This window comes from Streptomyces sp. D2-8 (assembly GCF_023184515.1).
Lineage (GTDB): Bacteria > Actinomycetota > Actinomycetes > Streptomycetales > Streptomycetaceae > Streptomyces.
This window is the reverse complement of the sequence record NZ_JAAHBP010000003.1, coordinates 328,180-354,317: the sequence shown is the minus strand read 5'-3', so window position 1 is coordinate 354,317 and position 26,138 is coordinate 328,180. Positions and strand designations below refer to the sequence as shown.

Here is a 26,138-nt window from a genome sequence, read left to right as displayed (position 1 = left end):
GCCGTGCCGTGGAGCAGGATCCCGCCGAACTCCTCTTGGCTCAGGCCCAGTTGGCGCTGGCGGGCGGGCGCCCGGGAGGCCACGGAGGTCCTGCTGGCGTCCGGCCGCCTCACCGCCCTGGGGCAGCACTTCGCGCAGACGATGCTGAGCACGCTCGACGGCCTGTGCCGGCTTCCACTCCCGGCCGAGTCCCGCCGCCGGGGCCTGGCCCTGGCCGCCGAGCACCGCGCGGAGTGGGTCCGCAGGAACGGCGTGCCGCAGGCCCTGCTGATCTGAACGCGCCCGGGCCCGGCCGCCGGCCGTTGAGTCGCTGTTCGTCTCCCGGCGGTGGACCATGGAGGCAGAGCAGCAGGGGGCCTCTCGCAGGAGACGCCGGTGGAGGACACAGACGTACTGATCGTCGGCGCGGGACCGGTCGGGCTGACCGCGGCGGCGGAGCTGCGGCGGCAGGGGGCCACCTGCCGGATCATCGACAGGCTGCCGGCCCGCCTGCCGTACGCCAAGGCGGTGGGCGTCCAGCCGCGGACGCTGGAGGTCTGGGACCGGATGGGCATGGTGCGCGCCGCGCTGGAGGCCGCCGTGCCGATGCGCGGGCAGCTGATGTACGCCGACGGCGTCGAGCAGGCGCGCTTCGAACTGCGGCTGCCGCCGGAGGTCCCGTACGCCTTCGCGGCCCTGCCTCAGTACGAGACGGAGCGGATCATCGAGGAGCACCTCGCCCGCTTCGGCACCGGGATCGAACGGGGCACCGAGCTGCTGGGGTTCACGCAGGACGAGGACAGGGTCGTGAGCCGCATCGTCACGGCGTCCGGTGCGCAGGAGGAGCTGCGGTCGCGCTTCCTGGTCGGCTGCGACGGGGCGCACAGCACCGTCCGCAAGGGACTCGGGCTCACCTTCGAGGGGGGCGCGTTCCCGGAGGAGTACATGCTCGCCGACGTGGAGGTGGACTGGAGCCTGCCGGAGGGCTACGGAGTGCGGGCCCTGCACCACGACGCCGACGGCCGCGTGGACGATGTCCTGGTCTGCATCCCGCTGCCAGGAGACCGCCGGTACCGCATGTCGATGCTGGTGCCGCCCGAGCTCTCGACGAAGGGCGGATCCGCCGCCCGGGGCGAGAGGGCCCATGGCCTGGAGGGCGGGCGTGCGCCCCGCCTCGAGCACATCCAGGCGGTCGTCGACCGGTTGTCGCCGGAGCCCGCCACCGCCTCCACCATGCGGTGGTCGTCGGTGTTCCGCATCAGTCACCGTCTCGTCGACCGGTACGCGGTGGGCCGGGTCTTCGTCGCCGGGGACGCCGCGCACATCCACCCGCCGACCGGCGCGCAGGGCATGAACACGGGTATCCAGGACGCGTTCAACCTGGCGTGGAAGCTGGCCCTCGCCCTGGACGGGAGCGCCCATCCCCGGCTGCTCGACAGCTATGACGCCGAACGCCGCCCGGTCGGCGAGGAGGTGGTCGGACGCACGGTCCGGCACGCCACCGAGGGCGGCGTCCCGGCCCCGAAGGACGACATGACGACGGTGATACTGCGCGAGGCACAGTTGCTCGTCGCCTACCCGGACAGCCCCCTGACCGCGACGAACGGCGCGGGCCCCGGCGACCGGGCCGCACCCGGCCCGGGTCCGGGCGAACGGGCTCCCGACTGCCGCGGACTCACCACCGGCCTGGCCGTGACGCCCCTGCGCCTCTACGACCTGCTGCGCGACCGCGGGCACGTCCTGGTCCTCTACGCCGACTCGGCCGACGCGCTCACCGCGTGCCACGAGGCCGCCGCCACCGCCGGCCGGCTGACGGGCGGCAGGGTGCCCGCGTTCGTCGTCGCCGGGGACGACGACCAGGTGCCGGCCGTCCACGCCCCCGGCGGCGCGAACGGCCGGCACCTGCCCGTGTTCCGGGACGAGGCAGGAGAGTTCGAGCGACTGTACGGCGCCAAGGGTGCGACGGCCTTCCTCATCCGCCCGGACGGCTACCTCACCGCCCGTCTGGCACGGCTCACGCCCGCGGAGACGGAGCCCGCACTGGCCGACGCACTCGGGCGGGTCTTCCGCCTGTGACACCACCGAGCGATCGAGAGGCCGCACCGTGCCTGCGAACGCAAACGGGTGGGTGGCAGCTGCCACCCACCCGATACGTCGGCGCGCCCGCGAAGCTTCTCAGGACTGCGGACGGCTGCCGTGGTTCGCGCCGTTCTTGCGGCGGGCCTTCTTCTTGCGACGTCGCTTCGAGGACATCGAACCTCCACTTTTCGGCTTTCGGTCACTGTCCACCGGATTGTCGCGTCCGGTGACTACAGAGCCACTTTCCAGCCGACGCGACGGCAAACACACACGATGCGGATGCACACGGGTGGCCTACATCACGGTGGTGTCCCGGCTCGGCCGCGTGGCACCTCGTCAGTCCGCCCGCGCCGGATGCGTGAGGTTCGCCCCGTTCGCCGGGTCGAACACGTGGGCCTTGGCCATGTCGACCCGCAGCTCCAGCGGTGCTCCCTCGCGGGCACGCGTGGCGGCGTCCAGGCGGGCCACGAGTTGACTGGTGTCGGCGCCGGTGTCGCGCAGGCCCGAGTCCTTGGCGAGTTCCTCCAGTTCGGTGGTCGTCGCGGGCCCGCCCTCCGCGGCGAAGTAGACATACGCGTCGGAGCCCAGCGACTCCAGTACCTCCACGGTGGCGGTGAAGACCGGGCCCGTCCGGTCCCGGTCATGTGACAGGGCCACGTCCTCGAACGCCTCCGGTCGCAGCCCGATGATGACCTCGCGGGGCGCGTTCTGGCGTTCCAGCGCCTGCCGCGTACGGTCGTCGAGGGGCAGGTCGCCCAGGGGCGAGCGCAGGGCACCGCCCTCCAGAGTGGCGTTCAGGAAGTTCATCGCCGGGGAGCCGATGAAGCCCGCGACGAAGATGTTGCGCGGCAGGTCGTACAGCTCGGCCGGTGTGCCGATCTGCTGGACCAGGCCCTGTCTCATGACCACGACGCGGTCGCCCAGCGTCATGGCCTCGGTCTGGTCGTGGGTGACGTACACGGTGGTCGTGCCGAGGCTCCGCTGCAGCCGGGAGATCTGGGTGCGCATCTGGACCCGGAGTTTGGCGTCCAGGTTGGACAGTGGCTCGTCCATCAGGAACGCCTTGGGGTCACGGACGATCGCCCGTCCCATGGCCACCCGCTGGCGCTGACCGCCCGAGAGGTTGGCGGGCTTGCGGTCCAGGTGCTCGGTGAGGTCGAGGATCCCGGCGGCGTGCGTCACCTTGGCGTCGATGGTGTCCTTGTCCACCTTGGCCAGGCGCAGCGGGAAGCCCATGTTCTCCCGGACGCTCATGTGCGGATACAGGGCGTAGCTCTGGAACACCATGGCGACGTCGCGTTCCTTGGGAGCCAGGTCGTTGACGACGCGGTCTCCGATGCGCAGGGTGCCCTCCGTGATGTCCTCGAGTCCGGCGATCATGTTCAGGGTGGTGGACTTGCCGCATCCCGACGGACCGACCAGGATCACGAACTCGCCGTCGGCGATCTCGAGGTCCACGTCCTTCACGGCGAGGGAACCGTCGGGAAAGCGCTTGGTGACTCCCTCAAGGATGATCTCGGCCATGGATGGTGCCTCCTTGCCTTCCCCGTTCAGCCCTTGACTGCCCCGGAGGTCAGTCCGGCGACGATCCGCCGCTGGAAGAGCAGGACGAAAACGATGATCGGGATGGTGATGACCACAGCGGCGGCGGCGATCGACCCTGTGGGCTGCTGGAACTGGGAGCTCCCGGTGAAGAACGCGATCGCGGCGGGCACGGTGCGCGCGGACTCGGTGGACGTCAGCGAGATCGCGAACAGGAAGTCGTTCCAGCAGAAGATGAACACGAGAATGGCCGTGGTGAACACGCCCGGCGCGGCCAGCGGCGCGATGACCAGCCGAAAGGCCTGCGCGGGCGTCGCCCCGTCGACCTTGGCGGCCTTCTCCAGATCCCAGGGGATCTCCCGGAAGAACGCCGACAGGGTGTAGATCGCGAGCGGCAGGGAGAAGGTCATGTACGGGATGATCAGCCCGATCCAGGTGTCGAAGATCCCGATGATCCGCTCGATGTTGAACAGCGGTGACACCAGGGAGATCGGCGGGAACATGGCGATCAGCAGTGACATGCCGATGAGTACCCGCTTGCCGGGGAACCGCAGCCGGGCCACCGCGTAGGCGGCCATGGTGCCCAGGGCCACCGCGATCACCGTGGCGATCAGGGCGATGCCGATCGAGTTGATCAGCGCACGGGTGAACTCGGCGGTCTCGAAGATGCCCCGGTAGTTCTCCCAGGTCCAGTCCCGGGGGATGTAGTCACCGTCCGTCAGGGTGCCGGGGTCCTTGAACGACAGCGCGGCGATCCACCACACCGGGAACAGGGCGTACAGCACCACCACCACGTTCAGGACGCCCCATCGGGCGGCATGTGTCTTTCCCACAGCGGCCATCAGCGCTTCACCTCCGCGCCGGGTGCGGCGGCGCCGAACAGTTTGACGAAGGTGAAGGCGATGATCCCGACGCAGATGAAGATCAGGACCGAGATCGCCGACCCGATGCCCAGGTTCAGCGCGGTGAACAGGTTGTCGTACCCGAGGATCGACAGCGAGCCGGTCCCGTGGGCGCCCGCGGTCAGGATGTAGATGTTGTCGAAGATCCGGAACGCGTCCAGTGTGCGGAAGAGCAGGGCCACCAGGACGGCCGGCTTCATCAGCGGCAGGATGACCTTGGTGAAGCGCTGCCAGGCGGTGGCACCGTCCACCATGGCCGCCTTCAGGGTCTCCTCGGGGACCAGCGCGAGGCCCGCGAGCAGCAGCAGGGCCATGAACGGCGTCGTCTTCCACACCTCGGCGAGGATGATCAGCCAGAGGGCGGGCCACTGCTCGGTCAGCGGAGCCTCTCCACTGGGCAGCAACTCGGCGAGGTATCCGAGGTCCGGGGTCCAGGCGTACTGCCAGGAGAAGGCGGCGACCACGGTGACGATGCCGTACGGGACGAGGACCGACGTGCGGACGGCGCCGCGCCAGAAGATCGTGCGGTGCATGACCAGGGCGAGCCCCATTCCGAGGACCAGTTCGATCGCCACGGACACCGCGGTGATGAACAGCGTGACCCAGAAGGCGTCCCACCAGAACGGAGAGGACAGCACCGCCCCGTAGTTGCTCAGGCCCACGAACTCCGCCTGTCCGGGGAAGCGCAGGTCGTACCGCTGGAGGGACAGGTAGACGGCGTACCCGATGGGGTAGGCGGTCACGGCGATCATGACGACGACGGCGGGCGCGCAGAGCAGCCAGCCGAGCCGCCGCTCCTGCCGGGCTCCCGCCGACAGCGCCGCCTGGTCCGGCCCCTTCTGCTCCGTCTCCGCTTCGGGGGGCGGTGGGGGTCCGGCGGGTTGCGCCCGCGTGCTCATCTCGGGCCGCCCGGGGACGAGGCCCGCGCGCTGCGGCGCCGGGCGGCGAAGTGGTGCGGGAGGTGGTGGTTCACGGGATCACACCCTCGGATCGCAGGGCATCGTCGATCTGCTCCCTGATGGTGTTGACGGAGCTCTCCGGTTTGATCCCGGACGGCGGGGACAGCGTGTGGGAGACCGCGATCGACACGTTCTGGTAGACCGGAGTGATCGGGCGCACGCTCGCCGACTCCAGGGCGGCCAGCACCTCCGCGGAGAAGGGGTACTCCTTCATGAACGCCGGCTCGTCGTAGAGGGCGCGCAGGGTGGGCGGCAGACCGCCCTCGAGCGCGGCGGTGAGCTGGTTCTCCCGGTTGCGCAGGCACAGCGCCGCCTCGAAGGCCAAGTCGGGGTGGCGCGAGTAGGCGCTCACCGCCAGGTCGATGCCGCCGATGGTGGGCCGTGCCCGGCGGTTCGCGTCGACCCGGGGGTACGGCGCCCAGCGGAAGTTCTTGAACAGCTCGGGGTTGTTCGCCTTCATCGACGGATAGACGAACGGGTAGTTGAGCTCGAACGCCGCCACCCCCGACTCCATGGCGAGCCGGTTCTGGTCCTCCATCTGGTTGGACAGGGAGGGGTCCGCGGCCGGGGAGTTCGCCAGCTCACGCATGATCCCCGCGGCCCGCACAGCGGGAGGACCGAGGGAGGGCTCGGTCGCGCTCGCGTTGAGGATGGAGCCGCCGGCACTGTTGATGAGCGTGTTGAACCAGACGGTCAGGCCCTCGTACTGGGCGCCCTGGATCTCGACGAAGTGCGGTTTGCCCTGCCGGGCGAGGGCGCCGGCCATGTCCAGCATCTCGGCCCAGGTCCGGGGCGGTGTGGGCACCAGGTCCTTGCGGTACCACAGGAGCTGGGTGTTGGTGTTGTACGGGACGGCGTACAACTTGCCCTTCCAGGTCGAGGTCTGCAGCGGTACGCGCAGAGTGCCCTCGACGGCCTGCCGCTTCGCCGCTCCCGTCCATTCCCGGATCCAGCGCGCCTCGGCGAACTCCGCCGCCCAGGTGACGTCCAGGCCCAGGATGTCGAGCGAGTCGTCCTCGGCGGCGAGTCTGCGGACAAGCTGCTGACGCTGGCCGTCGGCGGCGCGCGGGAGCTTGTTGTAGCTGATCCTGTAGCGGCCGCCCGACGCCTGGCTGCACCGGTCGGCCGCCTTCTGCAGCGCACCGGAGTCGTCGGGGAAGTTGTACCAGTTGAGGGTGGGCGTACCGGAGCCTTCGTCACTGCCACAGGCGGCGAGCACCGATGCCAGCAACGGCAGTACGGCGAACGCCCGCAGCCATCGCGTCCCTCTGGGATGTCCCCTCGCGTGCACGCGCTCCACACCTCGCTTCCGGACGGTGGCACGGGCTCGGGCCTTGCAGTGTTTACCTCCCGGCGAACACTAGAGACCACTCAAGGCGACATCAAGGACATATGGCATCGAATAACCCATTAGGCGGCTCTGGGACAGATGCGGCGGGAACGACAAAGAGGCCACTTCCGTCAACCGGAAATGACCTCCGACCTGCTACTACGCTGGTCGGGACGACAGGATTTGAACCTGCGACCCCTTGACCCCCAGTCAAGTGCGCTACCAAGCTGCGCCACGTCCCGATGCGTCTCGCGCGGGTGAACCGCGTGATCACGCAGGTCAACCCTACCGCATGCGGACTCGGCCGCCGGCCCGTGCCGGCGGCCGATCCGGGCCCCGGTCCAGCCCGCGAGGCCCACCGTCGAGACGGCGACGGCGAGGACGGCCCACCAGGGGAGGTTCGCCTTGGTCGCGTGGCAGGCGCAGGCCGCCACGGCCAGGAGTGCCGTGACGGCACCTCCGGCCGGTCCGGTCCGCCGGGCGGCTCGTCGCCGCGTCTCGTCCACGTCCTGCTCCCCCTTCGCCCGCACGTGCGCGCCCGGGCATCTCGACTCCCGGGCATATGCCGCAAACAATACGCGAATCGGCGGGAACTCCCGACCAGGGCATAGGGGTTGAGACGGACACCAGAAGCCCGGGCGCGGATGTAGGCCGAACCCGCTGGACCGGGACGACGCAGTGTCCGCCCGGCCCGGCCGGCACCCCACACTCTGTCGAGGCCGCTTCCCCGTTCAGCGCGGCTAGGGTCGCCGCATGACGCACAGCTTCGTACTGCACATCCCCGACACTGAGCTCGAACCCGAGCCCCTCGCGCCCGAGCAGATCGTCTCCGGGACGCCCGAGGTGACCGGGAAGGTGGTCTGGGAGTCGGAGGACGGCCGTCAGGTGCGGGGCGTCTGGCAGATCACGCCCGGCGTGGTCACGGACACCGAGGCCGACGAACTGTTCGTCGTGATCAGCGGGTCGGCGACGATCGAGGTCGAGGGCGGGCCGACGCTGACGGTCGGCCCCGGCGACATGGCCGTCCTGCGCGAGGGCGACCGCACGACGTGGACGGTGCACGAGACCCTGCGCAAGGCGTACGCGATCAACCTCTGAGCGGGACGGACGCGGTCAGCGGGTGGGTGCGGGCGCCGTCGACCCGCGGATCTCCAGGGTGGGCACGGCGAGTTGGACGCGGCCCGGTCCGCCGGCGCCCTCGAAGCGCTCCAGGAGGCAGCGGGCCGCGCGGCGGCCGACCTCGTGGCTCGTGTTGTCGACCGTCGTGAGCCACACGTGCCGCAGCCGGGCGATGCTCGTGTTGTCGTAGCCGACGACGGACACGTCGCGCGGCACGCGCAGCCCCAGTTCCTCGGCCGCCGAGAGCACGCCGATGGCGGCGATGTCGTTGACGGCGAAGACGGCCGTGGGCCGCTCGGGGCGGCTGAGCAGCCGGACGGTCGTGCGGTAGCCGCCCTCCTCCGTCATGTCGCTCGGCTCGACCACCACCTGCTCCGCGAGGCCGTGCCGGCGCATCGTCGCCTCGAAGCTCCGGCGCCGCAGCTCGCCCACCGCGCCGTAGCCCGCGATGTGCGCGATACGGCGGTGCCCGAGGCCGATCAGATGCTCGGTGACCAGCCGGGCGCCCTGCTCGTCGTCGCCCGCCACGACGTCGACGCCCGGCGGCGCCGGTTCTCGGGAGCCGGCCAGCACCACCGGGATCCGCTCGGCCACCGCGCCGAGGGCCGCCGGGTCCGGCAGCGTGCCGACCACGACCAGGCCGTCGACGCGCAGTTCCAGCAGCGGGTCGGCCGGGTCCTGGCCGGTGCGGCGGTTGAGGCGGGCGTCGGCGAGCAGCATGTGCAGGCCGTTGGCGTGCAGCAGGGAGTTCAGGCCGTCGAGCAGGTCGACGAACCAGGGGTTGCGCAGGTCGTTCAGGAGGACGCCGACCGTGCGGGTGCGCTGCTCGCTGAGACTGCGGGCTGCGGCGTTGGGCCGGTAGCCGAGCTCCTGGGCGGCCCGGAGCACGGCGTCCCGCTTCTCGGGGCGCACCTGGTCGGAGCCGCGCAGCACGAGGGAGACCAGCGACTTGGAGACACCGGCCCGCTCGGCCACGTCCCGGATCGTCGGCGGTCTCATGGGTTGGACCGTTCCATGGGGCGCCACGACTTGTCAAAGGGTTGACAGCGTCGGCGGACCCCGCTCAGGGTGGCCTGGACAGGTTCTGGAACGGTCCAAAGAGGGGCTCTCATGGTGGACACGCTCGGCGTCGCCGTCATCGGATTCGGCTGGATGGGGCGGGTGCACGCCCAGGCCTACGCGCGCGTGCGGCACCACTATCCGCAACTGCCCCTCGTTCCGGAGCTGGTGACGGTCGCGGAGGAGGTGCCCGGCCGGGCGGAGGAGGCAGCCGCGCAGTTCGGGTTCGCCTCGACGACCCGGGACTGGCGTGAGGTGGCCGCCGACCCCCGGGTCAAGGCGGTCAGCATCACCGCGCCGAACTTCCTGCACCGCGAGATCGGCGTCGCCATGGCCGAGGCGGGCAAGCACATCTGGATCGAGAAGCCGGTGGGTCTGACCGCCGAGGACGCCGGCGCGGTGGCGGACGCGGTGGCCGAGGCGGGCGTGCAGGGCGCCGTCGGCTTCAACTACCGCAACGCGCCCGCCGTCGAGGCGGCCCGCGAGCTGATCGCCTCCGGGGAGATCGGCACGGTCACCCATGCCCGCATCCGGCTGTTCAGCGACTACGCGGCCCATCCCGAGTCCGCGCTGACCTGGCGCTACGAGCGGGAGCGGGGCGGCAGCGGGGTGCTGGGCGACCTGGCGTCGCACGGCGTGGACCTGGCCCGTCATCTGCTCGGCGACATCACGTCCCTGACGGCCGACACGGCGATCTTCCTCCCGGAGCGGGCCCGCCCGACGGGCGCCACGGCGGGCCACAGCCGCGCCGCCGGAGGTGAACTCGGCCCGGTCGAGAACGAGGACTACGTCAACTGCCTGCTGCGCTTCGCCTCCGGGGCGCGCGGCGTCCTGGAGGCCTGCCGGGTCTCGGTCGGCGAGCAGAACAACTACGGCTTCGAGGTGCACGGCACCAAGGGCGCCGTGTTCTGGGACTTCCGCCGCATGAACGAACTGGGCGTCAGCCGCGGCACGACCTACCAGGACCAGTCCGTCACCACGGTCTACGTCGGCCCGGGCCACGGCGAGTTCGCCGCGTTCCAGCCGGGCGCCGCGAACGCCATGGGCTACGACGACCTGAAGGTCATCGAGGCGTACCGCTTCCTGACGTCGGTCGCCGAAGGCACGGCGCACGGAGCCACGCTCACGGATGCCGTGCACAGCGCGGACGCACTGGACGCGATGGCGCGCTCGGCGCGCAGCGGTACGTGGGCGGACCTGCGCGGGCCGGCATGAGGCCGCGCCCCGTCCGGCTGAGGGGTGTGTGACGCCGGCCCTCGGGCGGACCTGCGCGGGCCCGGCATGAGGCCGCGCCCCGTCCGGCCGAGGGGTGTGTGACGCCGGCCCTCAGCCGCGGCTCTGGAGCCGCCGGCCCAGGTAGACCTTCGCCGGGACGAGCACGAGCCACAGCCACATGATCCCGGTACCGGTCACGAACACCAGCGGGACGGTGGCGAGGAAGACCACCACGATCGTGGCGCTGTCGAGGAGGTAGAGCGTGCTCGCCGCCTCGGAGGGCCTGTCGTGCCGCAGCCAGGGGCGCCTGGCCAGCACGGCGGCCACCGCCAGGTGGGAGGCGCCGAGCGCGGCCACCGCCCCCGCGTAGACGGCGACCGACACGGGCTGGTCCCCGTAATCGGCGAGCAGCCGGGTCGGGAACGGGACGAGCGCCGCGACGCCGAGGCCGACCATCGAGATGCTGATCACCTGACCGTCGATCTCCCGGACCTCCTGGAAGATCCGGCGGTGGTCGCGCCAGTAGCTCCCCAGCACCCAGACGCTCAGCGCGTAGGCCCCGAGGTCCGGGAGCAGCTCACGCAGGGCCGCGCGGTAGGCGGCGGGATCGAGCTCCCGGGGCACGGAGAGGTCCAGGACGAGCAGCGTGATGGCGATGGCGAACACGCCGTCGACCAGGGTCACCAGCCGCTCAGGTCCGCCGTCCGGGCGCGAGGTCCACATGGGCCCGACAGTAGGGGCCGGGGCGGGGTTCCTCCCGGACCCACGCCCGGCCATGACTCCGGCTCACACCCCTGCCACCTGCGGCGGCATGTTGTACGGCGTCACCACCTGGATCGCCGACGGCAGGGTGGGGCCCGCCGGCGGCAGGGCGCCGTGCGCCCGCATGACGGTGTGGCAGGCCTCGCGCACGTCCTGACGGAGGTCGTGGTGGAGCACGGCGGACAGGCGGTGCTCGCGCAGCAGGCGGGTGTTGTCGTGGTCGAGGTCGTGCGCGACGAACACCGCGCAGTCGCGGCCGAGGTCGTCGAAGGCCTTCAGCGTGGCGATGTTGCCGCCGCCGATCGAGTAGACCGCGCGGATGTCCGGGTCGCGTTCCAGGGCGGCCCGGACGAGGTCGTACTGGGTGGCGTCCAGGCCCTGCCCCTCCGCGATCTCGACGAGCGTGCGCTCGGGGTGCCGGGCGCGCATGGCGCTGCGGAAGCCCATCTCGCGCTCCTCCTCGTTGCGGAAGAAGCCGCTGCTGAGGCTGGTGAGGATGTTGCCCGGGCGCTCCCCCAGCCACTGGCCCATCAGGTACGCGGCCGTCGCGCCGGCCGCCCGGTCGTCTATGCCGACGTAGGCGAGGCGGGCGCTGCCGGGCAGGTCGGTCACCAGGGTGACGACCGGGATGCCGGCGGCTTCGAGCCTGCCGACCGCGGCGGTGATCTCGGGGACGTCCGGGGCCTTGAGGATCACGCCCTGCGAGCCGCGCCGGGCTATCCGGTCCAGGATCCGCACCAGCTCGGCGACCGGGCCGGTCTCGCGGAAGTGGAAGCGGGAGCGCAGCACCGCCGGGTGCAGGGCCGGCAGCTCGGCCTCCAGGGCGGCGCGGATCGCGGTGGTGAAGCGCTCGGGCGCCTGCATCACGATGTCGACCATGAACGCCCGCCCGACGAGCCGCACCTGGGTGCGCTGCCGGTCCAGGTCGGCGATGGCCTGGCGCACCTCCCGGGCCGTGCTCTCGCGCACCCCTCCCCTGCCGTTCAGCACCCGGTCGACGGTCGCCTCGCTCAGGCCCGCCTGACGTGCGATCTCCCGGATCGGGAACGGGTGTCCCATGCGCCGGCTCCTTGAGGGGTTTTTGATGGCTCGCTGCTGGTTGTTCGAGGGGTTTGTACTGACAAGAATGACAGGGCTGCGTCGCTCCGTGACCCCGAAGGGACGACGATGTCCTTCACCTCCCTACACCGCCGCGCCTGGCTGTCCGAGCAGGACTGCGATCTCGACGCGTTCCGCGCGCTGGTCGAGCAGGCGACCGACCCCGTCGACTATCCGCACGCCTCCGCCGTCGAGCGGAACGTGCCCGTTTACGACTGCGGCCTGCTCGAAGGCGACCGGGTGGTGCAGGCCGAGCTGGTGCGGGCGCTCGCCGACGGGCCTGGGATCGTCGTCTTCCGCGGTGCCTTTCCCGACCCGGTGGTCGTGGACCGGGCCACCGAGGTGTTCGAGGCGCTGATCGCCGAGCAGCGCGCCTCCGGCGCGACGGCAGGTGACCACTTCGCCAAGCCGGGTGCCAACGACCGGGTGTGGAACGCGCTGGAGAAGGCGGCCCTCCACGACCCGGAGGCCTTCGCCGACTACTACGCGAACGACATCCTGGCCCTCGTGGCCACGGCCTGGCTGGGCCCCGGCTACCAGGTCACCTCGCAGCTCAACGTGGTCAACCCGGGCGGCGCCGCCCAGACCGCGCACCGCGACTACCACCTGGGCTTCCTGTCGAACGAGGCCGCCGCCGCCTATCCGGCGCAGGTGCACCGCCTCTCCCCCGTGCTGACGCTCCAGGGCGCGGTCGCGCACTGCGACATGCCGGTGGAGTCCGGGCCGACGATGTACCTGCCGCATTCGCAGAAGTACGAGCCGGGCTACCTCGCCTGGCGGCTCCCGGAGTTCCGGGCGTACTTCGAGGCGCACCAGGTGCAACTGGCGCTCGCCAAGGGCGACGCCGTGTTCTTCAACCCGGCCCTCTTCCACGCGGCCGGCACCAACCGCTCGGCGGACATCCGGCGCATGGCCAACCTGCTCCAGGTGTCGTCCGCGTTCGGGCGTGCGATGGAGACGGTGGACCGGGAGGCGGTGTCCAACGCGGTGTACCCGGTTCTCCTCCAGCGCAAGGCCGAGGGGGCCGACCAGGCCTGGCTGGACCAGGTGGTCGCGGCGAGCGCCGAGGGCTACCCCTTCCCCACCAACCTCGACAGCGACCCGCCGGTCGACGGTCTGGCCCCGCCCTCGCAGGCGGATCTGGTACGGCGGGCGCTGCGCGAGGACTGGACGCCGGAGGCGCTCCGGGCGGAGCTGCGGACCGGTACCGAACGGCGAGAGAGCTGAGGAATTCGATGGGACTTCTCGACGACAAGGTCGTCCTGGTCAACGGCGGCAGCCAGGGGGTCGGCGCGGCCATCGCCCGGGCCGCGGTCCGCGAGGGGGCGGTCGTGGCCGTCACCGGGCGGCGGGCCGGCCCCGGCGAGGCGCTGGTGGACGAACTGACCGCCGCGGGCGGCAAGGCCCTGTACGTCCAGGCCGACCTCTCGGACGCCGAGCAGGCGAAGGCCTCCGTGGCCCGGGCCGTGGAGACGTACGGCCGGGTCGACTGCCTCGTGAACTCCGCCGGTCTGACGTCCCGGGGGACGTTGCTGGACACCACGCCCGAGTTGTTCGACCAGCACATCGGGATCAACCTCAAGGGCCCGTTCTTCGCGATGCAGGCGGCGGTCGCGGACATGGTGGGGCGCGAGGCGCCCGGCACGATCGTCAACATCATCACGTCGTCGGCGCACGGCGGACAGCCGTTCCTGGCGCCCTACGTCGCCGCCAAGGCCGGGTTGATCGGGCTGACCCGCAACGCCGCGCACGCGCACCGGTGGGACCGGGTCCGGATCAACGGCCTCAACATCGGCTGGACGGCGACCGAGGGCGAGGACGCCACGCAGAAGACCTTCCACGGGGCCGGGGACGACTGGCGCGAGGAAGCCGCCGCGAAGCTGCCCATGGGCAAGCTCGGCCAACCGGACGAGATCGCCGACTTCGTCGTCTTCCTGCTGTCGGACCGGTCCGGGGTGGTCACCGGGTCGGTGATCGACTGGGACCAGAACGTCCTCGGTGGACTCGACTGAGCACTCTCCGCAAGAAACCCTCCCCCCTTCTCTAGGAGCAGCACCCCCATGCGTATCGGAATCCTCGGCCTCGGCCGCATCGGCGCCTTCCACGCCGAGACCCTCTCCGGACTCGACGCCGTCGACTCCCTCGTCGTCACCGACCCGTTCGCGGACGCCGCCAAGGCCGCCGCCGAGCGCTTCGGGGCCGAGGTCGTGGATTCGCCGGAGGCGCTGCTGGCCGCCGGCGTGGACGGCATCGTCGTCGCGGCGGCGACGGACGCCCACCCGGCGCTGATCCTGGCCGGGGTCGAGGCCGGCGTCCCCGTCTTCTGCGAGAAGCCCGTCGCCAGGACCATGAGCGAGGGCGTCGAGGTACTCAAGGCCGTGCGCGGCCGGGACGTGCCGATCCAGATCGGCTACAACCGCCGTTTCGACGCCGGGTTCGTGGGCGCCCGCGCCGCCGTGCAGAGCGGTGAGCTGGGCACACTGCACACCGTCCGCTCGACCACGCTCGACCCGGCGCCGCCTCCGGCCGCGTACATCGCCGCCTCCGGCGGCATCTTCCGCGACTGCTCGGTGCACGACTTCGACATCATCCGCTGGGTGACCGGCCGCGAGGTCAGGGAGGTCTACGCCGTCGGCGGCAACCGGGGCGCCGACTTCATCAAGGAGGCCGGCGACGCCGACACCACCGGCGCGATCCTCACCCTCGACGACGGCACCATCGCGGTCGTGTCCAACTCCCGCCACAACGCGCGCGGTTACGACGTCCGCATGGAGATCCACGGCTTCCAGGACTCCATCGCCGTCGGCCTGGAGGACAAGCTGCCGCTGCGCTCGGTCGAGCCGGGCGTGACCTTCCCCGCGGGCACCCCGCACGACTTCTTCATGGACCGCTTCACCGAGGCCTACCGTGCCGAACTGACCGCGTTCACCGAGGTCGTGGCCGGCACCCGCCCCTCCCCCTGCACGATCGAGGACGCCCTGGAGGCGGGCTGGATCGCGGACGCGTGCACACTGTCCCTGCACGAGCACCGTCCCGTGACGATCGAGGAGGTACGGCAGGCATGAGCGAGAAGGGCCGGGAACCCCTGCGCATAGGTGTGCTGGGAGCCGCGCGGATCACCGAACGCTCCCTGATCGACCCGGCCCGGGCGACCGGCCACCGCCTCGTCGCGGTGGCCGCCCGCGACCGTGCCCGCGCCGAGGCGTTCGCCGCCGGGCACGGAGTGGAGCGGGTGGCGGGCTCGTACGCCGAGCTGATCGCCGATCCCGAAGTCGACGTCGTCTACAACCCGCTCGCCAACGGCCTGCACGGCCCGTGGAACCTGGCCGCCCTCGCGGCCGGCAAGCACGTGCTGTCGGAGAAGCCGTCGGCGAGCAACGCAGCGGAGGCTGCGGAGGTGCGTCAGGCCGCCGGGAACGCCGGGACGGTCTTCATGGAGGCCTTCCACTACCTCTTCCACCCCGTCACCCGGCGCCTCCACGAGCTGCTGGCCTCGGGCGAACTCGGCGACCTGCGGCACGTCGAGGCCATGGTCGCCATCGCCGCCCCGCCGGACACCGACCCGCGCTGGGCGCTGCCGCTGGCCGGCGGCGCCTTGATGGACCTCGGCTGCTACAGCCTGCACGCGCTGCGGATGCTCGCCCCCTGGGCGGGCGGCGCCCCGCGCCTGGCCGCGGCCCGGGCCGGGGAGCGCGCGGGCGCGGCCGGGGTCGACGAGTGGCTGGACGCCGACCTGGAGTACCCCGGCGGCGCGACGGGCTCGGCCCGCTGTCACATGGCGTACGACGGCCTGGACATGAGCATCCGGCTCGTCGGCTCCCGGGGCGAGGCGACGGCCCCGAACTTCGTCCTCCCTCATCTGGACGACAGGATCGTGATCCGCACCCCTCAGGGCGAACGCACGGAACACCTCGGCACCCGCTCGTCGTACACGTACCAACTGGAGGCGTTCGCGGCCCGGGTGCGGCAGGGGACGCCGCTGCCGCTGGACGCGGGCGACGCGGTGACGACGATGGAACTCATCGACGCGTGTTACCGGGAGGCCGGGTTCGAGGTCCGGCCCCGCACGAGGATCTGAGGCACGGCGAGAGGGGCCCGGGGTACGGCTCCGGGCCCCTTTCTCACGCGTACAGCGCCGGCTTCTCCACCAGTTCGATCTCCACCCGTCCCCCGTCCTCCAGCGCCCGCACCCCCGCCTCGCACACCGCCGCCGCGGCGTAGCCGTCCCAGGTGCTCGGGCCGGTGACCTCGCCGCGGCGGGTGGCGTCGATCCAGGTCTGGATCTCGTGGTCGTAGGCCGCCTCGAAGCGGTCGGTGAAGTCCTGGGCGATGGTGCCGCCCCAGCGACCGGCCATGTTGGTGACCAGGGCGTGGCCGTCGCCGATGCGGGCGGTGCCGCGTTCGCAGACCACCTCGGCCTGGACCTGGTAGCCGAAGCCGCAGTTGACGAAGATCTCGACGTCGCTGAGGGCGCCGCCGTCGGTCTCGAAGACGACGAACTGGGGGTCCTGCAGGGCGTTCGGGGCGCTGGCCGACGGGGTGGGGCGCAGCACCGTGACCGCCGTGATCTCGTGGCCCAGCAGCCAGCGGGTCGCGTCGGCCTCGTGGGCGACGGAGTCGCTGATGAGCATGGAGCTGGTGAAGAAGGGCGGGCTGGCCGCGTTGCGGTGCCGGTTGTGCACCATGAGCGGGCGGCCCAGCTGGCCCGTTGCCAGCAGGGCCTTCAGCTTCGCGTACTCGGGGTCGTAGCGGCGCATGAAGCCGACCTGGACCCGGCGGTGGCCGAGTCGCTGTTCGGCTTCGAGGACGCGCAGGGCGGAGGCCGCGTCGGGGGTGAGCGGCTTCTCGCACAGGACGGGCAGATCGTGCTCGAAGGCGGCGAGGAGTGTGGCCTCGTGGGCCGGGCCCGGGGAGGCGATCAGGACGGCGTCGACGTCGGCCGCCGCCATCGCGGCCGACGGGTCGGTGTAGGCGGTGCAGCCGTCGACACGGGCGGCGACGGCCTTCGCGCGCTCCGCGTCGACGTCCACGACGGCTGCCACCCGCGCTCCGCTGGTGACGGCGTCGATGCGGCGCACATGGTCGGCGCCCATCCTTCCGGTACCGATGACCGCGACTCCCAGAGTGGCACGTTCCGTCATGGCCGTCCTTTCGGTTCGTCAGGCGCCGCAGGACCTCAGGAACTTGCGGGTGCGCACCGCGATCGGCAGCGGCTTGTCCGGCTCGCAGGGGTACATGTCCTGCTCGACGATGGCGAAGAGGTCCACGCCGAGCTTCTGCGCGGCCGTCAGGACGGGGCCCAGCTCCGGGACGCCTGCGGGCGGTTCGCACATCACACCGCGCGCGACGGCCGGGCCGAACGGGACCTCGTTCTTGACGACGTCGGCGAGGATCTCCGGGTCGACCTGCTTGAGGTGCAGATAGCCGATGCGCTCGCCGTACGTCTCGATCAGCTTGACGCTGTCGCCGCCACAGTAGGCGTAGTGCCCGGTGTCCAGGCAGAGGTTGACCGCGTCGGAGTCGGTCGAGTCGAGGAACTGCTCGACGTGCGCCTCGGTGTCGATGTGGGTGTCGGCGTGCGGGTGGACGACGATGTCCAGGCCGTACCGGTCCTTCACCTCGCGGCCGAGGCGCTCCATGCCCGTGGTGAGGTTGCGCCACTGCTCGGTGGTGAGCTCCGGGGGCTCCAGGATCTCGGCGGTCTTGTCGTCGCGCCAGAAGGACGGGATGACGACCAGGTGCTTCGCGTCCATGGCTTGAGTGAGGGCGGCGACCCGGCTGACCTGCTCCCAGGTGGAGTCCCACTCGGAGGGACCGCGGTGCAGTCCGCAGAAGATCGTGCCCGCGGAGACCTTCAGGTTCCGCTTGGTCACCTCGTCGGTGAGCCGGGCCGGGTCGGTCGGCAGGTAGCCGTACGGGCCGAGTTCGATCCACGAGTAGCCGGCTTCGGTGACCTCGTCGAGGAAGCGTTCCCAGGGCACCTGCTGGGGGTCGTCGGGGAACCAGACGCCCCAGGAGTCGGGGGCGGAGCCGACCCGGATGCGGTCGAGCGCGAAGGCCATGTCAGGACTTTCCTTCCGAAGACGTGGCTACGGGAGCGGTGAGGTCCGCCTCCTCGGGGAGCTCCTCGACGTCGACGCCGCGAACCTGCGCCAACTCGTGCTTGAGGGAGGCGAGTTCGGTACCGCCGGCCATGTGGTTGGTCAGCTCTTCGAGGCTGACCTCGCTGCGGGATGCGGACAGTTCCATGGTGCCGAGGCGCAGCACGCTGAAGTGGTCGCCGACCATGTAGGCGTGGTGCGGGTTGTGGGTGATGAAGATGACGCCCAGGCCCTTCTCGCGGGCGGCGGCGATGTACTTCAGCACCACACCGGACTGCTTGACGCCGAGGGCGGCGGTCGGCTCGTCCAGGATGAGGACGCGGGCGCCGAAGTAGACGGCGCGGGCGATGGCGACGCACTGGCGCTGGCCGCCGGAGAGCGTGCCGATGGGCTGCTCCATGTCGTCCAGGACGATGCCCATGTTGCGCAGCTCTTCGTCCGCGGTCTTCTTCATCTTCTCGATGTCGAGACGGCGTACGGGCCAGGGGCCCTTGGTCATCTCGGAGCCGAGGAAGAAGTTGCGCCACACCGGCATCAGCGGGACGACCGCGAGGTCCTGGTAGACCGTCGCGATGCCCTTGTCGAGGGCCTCGCGCGGGGTGGAGAAGCGCACCGGTTCGCCGTCGACGAGGAACTCGCCCTCGGTGTGCTGGTGCAGCCCCGAGATGATCTTGATGAGAGTGGACTTGCCGGCGCCGTTGTCGCCGAGGACGCAGGTCACCTTGCCGGGGTGGACTTCGAGGCTCACGCCGTGCAGGGCGCGGATGTTGCCGTAGGACTTGCCGGCGTCGCGGAGTTCGACGAGGGGACGCTCGCCGGCGGGCGGGGTGTCCTTGCGGACGGCACCGTGGGTGCCCGTTTCTTTGCTGGTCATCGCGGTCACCTCCGGGTCGCCGTGCGCTGGACCCACAGATTGATGAGAACGGCGCCGAGGAGCATCACGCCGAGGAAGGCCTTGAACCAGTCGGGGTTCCAGCCGGCGTAGACGATGCCCTGCTGCACCATGCCGAACATGAAGGCGCCGAAGACCGGGCCGATCGCGGAGCCGTAGCCACCGGTGAGCAGACAGCCGCCGATGACGGCCGCGGCGATGTAGATGAGCTCCTGGCCCACGCCCTCGCCGGACTGGACGGTGTTGAAGGAGAACAGCTGGTGCATGCCGACGAACCAGGCGCCGAAGCCGACCAGCATGAACAGCGAGATCTTGGTGAAGGTCACGGGCACACCGACGGCCCGCGCGGAGTACTTGTTGCCGCCGACGGCGAAGATCCAGTTGCCGTACTTGGTGCGCAGCAGCACCCAGGTCGCCAGGGCCGCGAAGACCAGCCACCACACCACGGTGATCTTGACGTTGACGCCGCCGACCTCGAAGGTCGAGGCGAAGAGCTTCTGCGCCTGCGTGAAGCCGTCCATGTCGCTGATGTCGTCGGTGGCGACGTTGCCGGTGACCAGCTTGGTCACGGCGAGGTTCACGCCCTGGAGGATCAGGAAGGTGCCGAGGGTGACCAGGAAGCTGGGCAACCCGGTCTTGACCAGCATCCAGCCGTTGAACGCGCCGATCGCGAGCGACACCAGGAGGGCGACGATCACGCCGACCCACACGTTCATGGTCAGCTGGTAGCTGAGCATCGACGCGGTGAGCGCCGAGGTGACCACGGCGACACCGGCCGACAGGTCGAACTCGCCGCCGATCATCAGCAGGGCCACGGGCAGCGCCATGATCCCGATGGTCGACGACTGGTACAGGATGTTGGCCATCGAGCTGCCGTCGCGCACCGGCGGCGCCGCGAACAGGAAGAACACGAGCACGGCGACGGCGCCGAGGAACACACCGACCTCGGGCCGGGCGAGCAGCCGCAGCGCCAGCGGGCGCTGCCTCGTCCGGCCGTCGGACTGCTTCCGGCCGGGGGCCGGCGGTGTGTCCACCGCCGGCTCAGCCTGCTGGGTCATGCTCATCACCGGGTGCCCTTCGCGGCGAACTCCCCGATCTTGTCGACGTTGGACTTGTCGACGAAGGCCGGACCGGTCAGCACGGGCTGCTCACCGCCGCCGCTGTAGTTGCCGTTGTTCTTGTAGAGCCACAGGCCGTCGACGGCCAGGTAGCCCTGGAGGTAGGGCTGCTGGTCGACGGCGAACTGGATGTCGTCGCCCTTGATGGCCTTGATGAGGTCCTTGTTGAGGTCGAAGGTGGCGACCTTCGCCTTGCTGCCGGCGTCGCCGATCGACTGCACGGCGGTCAGCGCGAAGGGCGCGCCGAGCGTGACGACGTAGTCGATGGAGGGGTCCTGCTTCAGCTTGGCGGTGATCGTCGACTTCACGGACGGCATGTCGGTGCCGTTGACGTTCTGGGTGTCGAGCTTGCCGTCGAAGGTCTTCTCCACGCCGTCGCAGCGCTGGGTGAGGCCCACGTTGCCCTGCTCCTGGACGACGCAGAGCGCGTGCTTGGCGCCGACCTCGTTGAGCTTCTTGCCGAAGGCCTCGCCCGCGACGGACTCGTCCTGGCCGAAGAACTCCAGCATGTTGAGGTTCTTCCAGTCGCTCAGGCCGGAGTTGAGGCCGACGACGGGTATGCCGGACTTCTCGGCCTTGCCTATGACGCTCTTGAGGGCGTCCGGCTTGGCGAGGGTGACGGCGATGCCGTCGACCTTCTGGTCGATGGCGTTCTGGACCAGGTTGGCCTGATTGCCCGCGTTCGGGTCGGCGGAGTAGATGAGCTTGATGTTGTCCTTGGCGGCCGCGGCCTCGGCGCCCTTGCGGACGGTGTCCCAGAAGGTGTCGCCGGGTGCCTGGTGGGTCACCAGGGCGACGGTCATGCGGGGCGTGGTCGCCTTGCCCGCGGAGGCGTTCGCGGCGCCTTCCTCGGACTTCTTGCCTCCGGAACTGCTGGAGCAGCCGGCGAGGGTCAGGGCCGCTGCCGCGGCCACGGCGACGACGGGCGCGAACCTGCGAGAGCGGGGGTGAGAAGAGCGGTCCATCTTTCCTGGCACCTCACTGTGCTACTGCGGGGGAAAGGAAGGGATCACGAAGGGATCCGTGGTCCCGGAGCCTTACGGAGTCCGGATCATGATGCCGCAAACCGACTGTTGCGATGGCACGGGATACAAGTCCCTGCCGCGCCCGCTGTCAATACTTTGTCAAGACATCATTTCACGAGCAGGTCCGAATGTAAGTACAAACTATTGACAGCGCCGCCCTCCGCGACCTACACCTGGGGGGCGGCAGGTCCCGTGGATCCACGCCCCCACCGTGTCAGGGCGCCTCAGGACCCGCATCCCCAGCTTCCCGAGGAGGTCGCGCATGGCCGAGCCAGCCCAGTATTTCGATGTGATCACGATGGGCCGCATCGGGGTCGACCTCTATCCCCTGCAGACCGGGGTCCCCTTGGCCGAAGTGGAGACCTTCGGGAAATTCCTGGGAGGTTCGGCGGCCAACGTGGCGGTCGCCGCGGCCCGCCTCGGACGCCGGACGGCGGTGATCACACGCACCGGCGACGACCCCTTCGGCACCTACCTGCACGAGGAGCTGAAGGGCTTCGGCGTCGACGACCGCTGGGTCACCCCGGTCGGCGCGTACCCGACGCCGATCACGTTCTGCGAGATCTTCCCGCCGGACGACTTCCCGCTGTACTTCTACCGCCGCCCCAAGGCCCCCGACCTGGAGATCCACACCGACGAGCTGGACTTCTTCGCGATCCGCGGCGCCCGGATCTTCTGGATCACCGGCACCGGCCTGAGCGAGGAGCCGAGCCGCTCCGCCACGCTCGCGGCCCTCAAGGCCCGCGACAATTCGGGGATCACCGTCTTCGACCTCGACTGGCGGCCGATGTTCTGGCGCGACCCCGCAGAAGCCCGCCCGTACTACCGCGAGGCGCTGCGCCACGCCACGGTCGCCGTCGGCAACCTGGACGAGTGCGAGATCGCCACCGGTGTGCGCGAGCCGCAGGCCTGCGCGGACGCGCTGCTGGAGGCGGGCGTGGAGCTGGCCGTCGTCAAGCAGGGCCCCAAGGGCGTGCTCGCCGTGCACCGCGACGGCAGCCGGGCCGAGGTACCGCCGGTGCCCGTCGAGGTGGTCAACGGCCTGGGCGCGGGCGACGCCTTCGGCGGCTCGCTCTGCCACGGCCTGCTCGCCGGCTGGGACCTGGAGAAGACCATGCGCCACGCCAACGCCGCCGGCGCCCTCGTCGCCTCGCGCCTCGCCTGCTCCTCCGCGATGCCCACCGAGTCCGAGGTCGAGGACCTCCTCGCCGGGGTGCCGTCGCCGAGCACGAGCCACTGAAACGGAGTCTTCCTTGAACATCGGCATCCCCGACCTCACCACGGTCAGAGCCCGCAACCCCGAGGCCGTCGCCGAGGCGGCGGCCCGGCGGGTGCGGCGGCCGTTGATCGGCGGCAGCGGCCGGCTGATGATCGTGGCCGCCGACCACCCGGCGCGCGGCGCCCTCGGGGTCGGCGACCGGCGCCTGGCCATGGCCAACCGCGCGGACCTGCTGCGGCGGCTGTGCATCGCGCTGTCGCGGCCCGGCGTCGACGGGGTGCTCGCCACCGCCGACATCCTGGAGGACCTGCTCCTGCTCGGGGTGTTGGAGAACAAGGTCGTCATGGGCTCGATGAACCGCGGCGGACTCGCCGGCGCCTCCTTCGAGATGGACGACCGCTTCACCGGCCACCGCGCCGAGGACATAGCCCGGCTCCGCTTCGACGCGGGCAAGCTCCTGGTCCGCATCGACTACGACGACCCGGGCTCGCTGACCACCCTGGAGTCCACCGCGCGGGCGATCGACGCCATGGCGGACCGGCGACTGCCCCTGTTCGTCGAGCCGTTCATCTCCCGGCGGGTCGACGGCAGGGTCCGCAACGACCTGTCCGCCGAGGCCGTCACCCGGTCCGTCGCCATCGCCTCCGGGCTGGGCGGCACCTCCGCCTACACCTGGCTGAAGCTGCCCGTCACCGACGACCCGGACGACATGGCCGAGGTCCTGGAGACCTCCACGCTGCCCGTCGTCCTGCTCGGCGGCGAGATCGGCGATGACCAGGAGGGCGCCTACGAACGCTGGCGCAAGTCCCTGCGGCTGCCCACCGTCCAGGGCCTGGTCGTCGGGCGGTCGCTGCTCTACCCGGCCGAGGGCAGCGTGGAAGAAGCGGTGGACACGGCCGTCGGGCTGCTCTGATGCAAGAGGGACCTGTTGTGATCCGAAAGGCACACGATGACGTATCACCTTCCCGCGGGTAAGGCCCTCGGCGGCCCCTACACCGTCGACATCACTCCCGAGAAGGCCGGCTGGGGCCACTCCGGTCTGCGGATCCTGGAGCTGCCGCCGGGCGGCGCGCACTCCTTCGACACCGGTGACAGCGAGTGGATCGTCGTCCCGCTGAGCGGCGGCTGCACGGTCGCCGCGGCGGACGACTTCGGTCAGGACACCTTCGAACTCCAGGGCCGCGCCGATGTGTTCAGCGGCGTCAGCGACTTCGCATACGTCCCGCGCGACGCCCGCGCGTCGGTGACGTCCGCCGGCGGCGGCCGGTTCGCGCTGACCGGCGCACGCTGCACCCGCCGGCTGCCCGCCCGCTACGGCCCGGCCTCCGAGGTGCCCGTGGAGCTGCGGGGCACCGGGAACTGCTCCCGGCAGGTCAACAACTTCGGCGCGGCCGGGGTCTTCGAATGCGACAAGCTCATCGCGGTCGAGGTGATCACCCCGGGCGGCAACTGGTCGTCGTTCCCGCCGCACAAGCACGACGAGCACCGGCCGGGCGAGGAGTCCGTGCTGGAGGAGATCTACTACTTCGAGTTCGCCGGCCACGACGGCACGCCCGGACTCGGCTACCAGCGGGTCTCCCCCTCCGGGCAGGGCCGCGGGACGGACGTCCTGGCCGAGGTCCGCGACGGCGACGTCGTCCTCATCCCGGACGGCTGGCACGGGCCGTCGATGGCCACGCCCGGCCACCACATGTACTACCTCAACGTCATGGCGGGCCCGGAGGCCGAGCGCGCCTGGCTGATCTGCGACCACCCCGACCACGCCTGGGTCCGCGACACCTGGCCGGACCAGCCGGTCGACCCCCGGCTCCCCCTCTACACCGCCCCGGAGACCTCCGTATGAGCGCCCCCACCCGCAGACTGACGACCGCCCAGGCGCTGGTCCGGTTCCTGTCCGTGCAGTACACCGAGCGCGACGGCGTGCGCCGCCGGCTGATCGCCGGGACCTGGGGCATCTTCGGCCATGGCAATGTTGCCGGGGTCGGTCAGGCGCTCCTGGAGGCGGGCGAGCACGTCATGCCGTTCCACCAGGGCCGCAACGAGCAGTCCATGGTGCACGCGGCCGTCGGCTACGCCCGGCAGCTCGACCGCCTGTCCGCGCAGGCGGTGACGACCTCGATCGGCCCGGGCGCCACCAACCTGGTCACCGGCGCGGCCCTGGCGACGATCAACCGGCTGCCGGTGCTGCTCCTGCCCGGCGACTACTTCGCCTCGCACGCCCCCGACCCGCTGCTCCAGCAGCTGGAGCACCCGGTCGAGGCCGACGTGTCGGTCAACGACACGCTGCGCCCGGTGTCGCGGTACTTCGACCGGATCACCCGCCCCGAGGCGCTGATCCCGTCGGCGCTCCAGGCCATGCGGGTGCTGGCCGACCCGGCCGAGACCGGCGCTGTCACCCTCGCCCTGCCGCAGGACGTGCAGGCGGAGGCGTACGACTGGCCGGAGGAGTTCTTCGCCGAGCGCGTCTGGTACGTACGGCGTCCCGCGCCGGACCCGGTCGAGCTGACCGCCGCCGTCGAGGCGATCCGGTCGGCCGAGCGGCCGCTGATCGTGGCGGGCGGCGGCGTCCACCACAGCGAGGCCGAGACGGCGCTCAAGGCGTTCGCGGACGCCACCGGCATCCCGGTCGCCTCCACCCAGGCCGGCAAGGGCTCGCTGCGTCACGACCACCCCGCCGACGTCGGCGGCATCGGCCACACCGGCACGGCGGTCGGCGACGCACTCGCCCGCACCGCCGACCTGGTGATCGGTGTCGGCACCCGCTACACCGACTTCACCACCGCCTCCGGCACGCTCTTCCAGAATCCGGACGTGCGGTTCCTCAACCTCAACATCACCGGCTTCGACGCGCACAAGCTGGCCGCGCGGACGCTGGTGTGCGACGCGCGGTCCGGTCTGGAGAAGCTGGCCGAGGGGCTGGCCGGGCACCGCGTGTCCGAGGCCTACGAGGCCGAGTACCGCGCCGGCAAGGAGCGCTGGGACGAGGTCGTCGAGGCCGCCTACCGGGCCGCCGACGAGAACGCGGTCCCGACCCAGACGCAGGTGCTGGGCGCGCTGGACGCGGCCGTCGGCGACGACGACGACGTGGTCATCAACGCGGCCGGTTCGCTCCCCGGCGACCTGCACAAGCTGTGGCGCTCCCGCAGCCCGCGCCAGTACCACCTGGAGTACGGCTACTCCTGCATGGGCTACGAGATCCCGGCCGGCATCGGCGTCCAGCAGGCCGCCCCGGGCACCCCGGTGTGGGCGCTGGTGGGCGACGGCACCTACCTGATGATGCCCACGGAGATCGTCACCGCCGTCCAGGAGGGCCTGCCGCTCAACATCGTCCTGATCCAGAACCACGGCTACGCCTCCATCGGGGGCCTGTCGGAGGAGACCGGCGGCGAACGCTTCGGCACCGCCTACCGCTTCCGGGCCGCCGACGGCACCTTCACCGGCGCCCCGCTGCCCGTCGACCTCGCCGCCAACGCCGCCAGCCTCGGCATGGACGTGCTGCGCGCCAAGACCGTGCGCGAGCTGCGCGAGGCGCTCGCCGCGGCCCGCGCCTCCGACCGGCCGACGTGCGTGTACGTCGAGACCGACCCGGCCCCGACCGCTCCCCCGGCCGAGGCCTGGTGGGACGTGCCGGTGGCCGAGACCGCCTCCCGCGAGGCGGCCGTCGAGGCCCGCGGGCGCTACGACCGCCAGGTGGCCGGACGCCGCCGCCACCTCTGAACGCCCGCCGATCTCCCCGCTG

At 71.2% G+C, this 26,138-nt stretch carries 25 protein-coding genes and 1 tRNA gene; 12 read left to right on the top strand and 14 right to left on the bottom strand.

Annotated features, from left to right (window positions below; all coding sequences use genetic code 11):
- Window positions 1–3: 3 nt before the first annotated feature.
- Both G3I77_RS07970 and G3I77_RS07965 read left to right on the top strand, forming a co-directional pair.
- Window positions 4–276, top strand: a complete 273-nt coding sequence (locus G3I77_RS07970; protein WP_248501915.1) for a hypothetical protein — start codon at window positions 4–6, stop codon at window positions 274–276.
- Window positions 277–375: 99 nt separating this feature from the next.
- Complete coding sequence (locus tag G3I77_RS07965; RefSeq protein ID WP_248501914.1) at window positions 376–2,055, top strand: FAD-dependent monooxygenase; 1,680 nt, start codon at window positions 376–378, stop codon at window positions 2,053–2,055.
- 99 nt (window positions 2,056–2,154) lie between these two features.
- On the opposite strand, the gene G3I77_RS41115 is transcribed toward G3I77_RS07965, so the two are convergent.
- The 6 genes from G3I77_RS41115 to G3I77_RS07940 all read right to left on the bottom strand — a co-directional run bounded on the left by G3I77_RS41115 (window position 2,155) and on the right by G3I77_RS07940 (window position 7,033).
- The gene (locus G3I77_RS41115; protein WP_370443954.1) at window positions 2,155–2,232 is read right to left on the bottom strand and encodes a 50S ribosomal protein bL37; all 78 of its coding nucleotides are present in this window, start codon (window positions 2,230–2,232) and stop codon (window positions 2,155–2,157) included.
- Window positions 2,233–2,394: 162 nt separating this feature from the next.
- The gene (locus G3I77_RS07960; RefSeq protein WP_248501913.1) at window positions 2,395–3,582 is read right to left on the bottom strand and encodes an ABC transporter ATP-binding protein; all 1,188 of its coding nucleotides are present in this window, start codon (window positions 3,580–3,582) and stop codon (window positions 2,395–2,397) included.
- A gap of 26 nt (window positions 3,583–3,608) precedes the next feature.
- Window positions 3,609–4,442, bottom strand: a complete 834-nt coding sequence (locus G3I77_RS07955; RefSeq protein ID WP_142156932.1) for a carbohydrate ABC transporter permease — start codon at window positions 4,440–4,442, stop codon at window positions 3,609–3,611.
- Entirely contained in the window at window positions 4,442–5,401 is a 960-nt protein-coding gene (locus G3I77_RS07950) for a carbohydrate ABC transporter permease (protein WP_248501912.1), read from the bottom strand. Before G3I77_RS07950 ends, G3I77_RS07955 begins: the two co-directional genes overlap by 1 nt.
- Before the next feature lie 70 nt (window positions 5,402–5,471).
- Window positions 5,472–6,752: an ABC transporter substrate-binding protein gene (locus G3I77_RS07945; RefSeq protein WP_248501911.1), complete on the bottom strand. Its 1,281-nt coding sequence runs from the start codon at window positions 6,750–6,752 to the stop codon at window positions 5,472–5,474.
- A gap of 204 nt (window positions 6,753–6,956) precedes the next feature.
- Window positions 6,957–7,033 (bottom strand) — tRNA-Pro (locus tag G3I77_RS07940).
- Between the two features lie 511 nt (window positions 7,034–7,544).
- Between G3I77_RS07940 and G3I77_RS07935 the strand changes: the two genes are divergently transcribed.
- Window positions 7,545–7,889 (top strand): cupin domain-containing protein, encoded by a 345-nt coding sequence (locus G3I77_RS07935; RefSeq protein WP_248501910.1) that lies wholly within the window; start codon window positions 7,545–7,547, stop codon window positions 7,887–7,889.
- A gap of 15 nt (window positions 7,890–7,904) precedes the next feature.
- Here the strand turns inward: G3I77_RS07935 and G3I77_RS07930 are convergent, their stop codons facing one another.
- Window positions 7,905–8,909, bottom strand: coding sequence for a LacI family DNA-binding transcriptional regulator (locus tag G3I77_RS07930; RefSeq protein ID WP_248501908.1), 1,005 nt, complete (start codon window positions 8,907–8,909; stop codon window positions 7,905–7,907).
- A gap of 111 nt (window positions 8,910–9,020) precedes the next feature.
- Here G3I77_RS07930 and G3I77_RS07925 point away from each other — a divergent pair, with 111 nt between their 5' ends.
- Window positions 9,021–10,184: a Gfo/Idh/MocA family protein gene (locus tag G3I77_RS07925; RefSeq protein WP_248501907.1), complete on the top strand. Its 1,164-nt coding sequence runs from the start codon at window positions 9,021–9,023 to the stop codon at window positions 10,182–10,184.
- A gap of 111 nt (window positions 10,185–10,295) precedes the next feature.
- Here the strand turns inward: G3I77_RS07925 and G3I77_RS07920 are convergent, their stop codons facing one another.
- Together G3I77_RS07920 and G3I77_RS07915 are read right to left on the bottom strand one after the other, a co-directional pair.
- The gene (locus tag G3I77_RS07920; RefSeq protein ID WP_248501906.1) at window positions 10,296–10,907 is read right to left on the bottom strand and encodes a TMEM175 family protein; all 612 of its coding nucleotides are present in this window, start codon (window positions 10,905–10,907) and stop codon (window positions 10,296–10,298) included.
- A gap of 63 nt (window positions 10,908–10,970) precedes the next feature.
- Window positions 10,971–12,005, bottom strand: a complete 1,035-nt coding sequence (locus tag G3I77_RS07915; RefSeq protein ID WP_248501905.1) for a LacI family DNA-binding transcriptional regulator — start codon at window positions 12,003–12,005, stop codon at window positions 10,971–10,973.
- A gap of 108 nt (window positions 12,006–12,113) precedes the next feature.
- Here G3I77_RS07915 and G3I77_RS07910 point away from each other — a divergent pair, with 108 nt between their 5' ends.
- The 4 genes from G3I77_RS07910 to G3I77_RS07895 are packed head-to-tail and all read left to right on the top strand — an operon-like array spanning window position 12,114 to window position 16,122.
- Window positions 12,114–13,271 carry a phytanoyl-CoA dioxygenase family protein gene (locus tag G3I77_RS07910; protein ID WP_248501903.1) on the top strand — a complete coding sequence of 386 codons (1,158 nt, stop codon included), beginning with the start codon at window positions 12,114–12,116 and terminating at the stop codon, window positions 13,269–13,271.
- A gap of 8 nt (window positions 13,272–13,279) precedes the next feature.
- The gene (locus G3I77_RS07905; protein WP_248501901.1) at window positions 13,280–14,056 is read left to right on the top strand and encodes an SDR family oxidoreductase; all 777 of its coding nucleotides are present in this window, start codon (window positions 13,280–13,282) and stop codon (window positions 14,054–14,056) included.
- 48 nt (window positions 14,057–14,104) lie between these two features.
- Window positions 14,105–15,109 (top strand): Gfo/Idh/MocA family oxidoreductase, encoded by a 1,005-nt coding sequence (locus G3I77_RS07900; protein ID WP_248501900.1) that lies wholly within the window; start codon window positions 14,105–14,107, stop codon window positions 15,107–15,109.
- Complete coding sequence (locus G3I77_RS07895) at window positions 15,106–16,122, top strand: Gfo/Idh/MocA family protein (RefSeq protein ID WP_248501898.1); 1,017 nt, start codon at window positions 15,106–15,108, stop codon at window positions 16,120–16,122. Before G3I77_RS07900 ends, G3I77_RS07895 begins: the two co-directional genes overlap by 4 nt.
- Window positions 16,123–16,165: 43 nt before the next feature.
- On the opposite strand, the gene G3I77_RS07890 is transcribed toward G3I77_RS07895, so the two are convergent.
- The 5 genes from G3I77_RS07890 to G3I77_RS07870 are packed head-to-tail and all read right to left on the bottom strand — an operon-like array spanning window position 16,166 to window position 21,120.
- Entirely contained in the window at window positions 16,166–17,185 is a 1,020-nt protein-coding gene (locus G3I77_RS07890) for a Gfo/Idh/MocA family protein (protein WP_248501897.1), read from the bottom strand.
- An 18-nt stretch (window positions 17,186–17,203) separates the two neighbouring features.
- On the bottom strand, window positions 17,204–18,106 hold the full coding sequence (locus G3I77_RS07885; RefSeq protein WP_248501896.1) for a sugar phosphate isomerase/epimerase: 903 nt from the start codon (window positions 18,104–18,106) through the stop codon (window positions 17,204–17,206).
- Window position 18,107: 1 nt separating this feature from the next.
- On the bottom strand, window positions 18,108–19,019 hold the full coding sequence (locus G3I77_RS07880) for an ATP-binding cassette domain-containing protein (protein WP_248501894.1): 912 nt from the start codon (window positions 19,017–19,019) through the stop codon (window positions 18,108–18,110).
- 5 nt (window positions 19,020–19,024) lie between these two features.
- Window positions 19,025–20,101 (bottom strand): ABC transporter permease, encoded by a 1,077-nt coding sequence (locus G3I77_RS07875; RefSeq protein ID WP_248501892.1) that lies wholly within the window; start codon window positions 20,099–20,101, stop codon window positions 19,025–19,027.
- On the bottom strand, window positions 20,101–21,120 hold the full coding sequence (locus G3I77_RS07870) for a sugar ABC transporter substrate-binding protein (protein ID WP_248501891.1): 1,020 nt from the start codon (window positions 21,118–21,120) through the stop codon (window positions 20,101–20,103). Before G3I77_RS07870 ends, G3I77_RS07875 begins: the two co-directional genes overlap by 1 nt.
- Before the next feature lie 322 nt (window positions 21,121–21,442).
- Between G3I77_RS07870 and iolC the strand changes: the two genes are divergently transcribed.
- From iolC to iolD, 4 genes are read left to right on the top strand one after another with little or no spacing between them, the layout of a single operon-like run.
- Window positions 21,443–22,420 (top strand): 5-dehydro-2-deoxygluconokinase, encoded by a 978-nt coding sequence (gene iolC, locus G3I77_RS07865; RefSeq protein WP_248501890.1) that lies wholly within the window; start codon window positions 21,443–21,445, stop codon window positions 22,418–22,420.
- Between the two features lie 13 nt (window positions 22,421–22,433).
- Window positions 22,434–23,312 carry a deoxyribose-phosphate aldolase gene (locus tag G3I77_RS07860; RefSeq protein WP_248501889.1) on the top strand — a complete coding sequence of 293 codons (879 nt, stop codon included), beginning with the start codon at window positions 22,434–22,436 and terminating at the stop codon, window positions 23,310–23,312.
- 36 nt (window positions 23,313–23,348) lie between these two features.
- On the top strand, window positions 23,349–24,242 hold the full coding sequence (iolB, locus tag G3I77_RS07855; RefSeq protein WP_248501888.1) for a 5-deoxy-glucuronate isomerase: 894 nt from the start codon (window positions 23,349–23,351) through the stop codon (window positions 24,240–24,242).
- The gene (iolD, locus tag G3I77_RS07850) at window positions 24,239–26,116 is read left to right on the top strand and encodes a 3D-(3,5/4)-trihydroxycyclohexane-1,2-dione acylhydrolase (decyclizing) (protein WP_248501887.1); all 1,878 of its coding nucleotides are present in this window, start codon (window positions 24,239–24,241) and stop codon (window positions 26,114–26,116) included. The genes iolB and iolD overlap by 4 nt, the downstream gene beginning before the upstream one ends.
- The last annotated feature ends 22 nt before the right edge of the window (window positions 26,117–26,138 follow it).